Origin of the sequence: Sulfitobacter sp. HI0129 (assembly GCF_001635395.1) — a bacterium.
Taxonomy (GTDB): domain Bacteria; phylum Pseudomonadota; class Alphaproteobacteria; order Rhodobacterales; family Rhodobacteraceae; genus Sulfitobacter.
The window spans coordinates 1-339 of record NZ_LWGH01000066.1; the positions used below are offsets into that span (position 1 = coordinate 1).

The 339-nt window shown below is 54.9% G+C and carries 1 protein-coding gene; it reads right to left on the reverse strand.

Annotated features, from left to right (window positions below; translation table 11 throughout):
- On the reverse strand, positions 1-339 hold a 339-nt coding region (locus A3764_RS25005), incomplete at both ends, for a hypothetical protein (protein WP_201722377.1).

Below are 339 nucleotides of genomic sequence, written 5' to 3' on the forward strand. Positions count from 1 at the left end.
CAGGCTCACATAGGGGATATGGTATGACGGGCCGACCAGACAGAAATAGTCCTGTTCCTGAGCAAGTTGCAGTTGTGCAAGCGCGATGGCAGGCACCACAGAGCCATCCACGGGCGCGGGCGTAGGGCCGGGAACAATCGTATTCATTTGATTGATAAACACCGGCAAGGGGCGCGCGAGGCCGTAGGTTTGCGCCTGTGCCTCCAAATCGCTTCGGAGTGTGGTATTCAGGGTAACATAGGCGGCCTGAGTGGTGCCGTTGTTTTGGTTGCTTTCACCAATATCAAGAAGCAACGCAGCTACACTAAAAGGTTGTCCCGCAGTGTTGGCAACACTTGA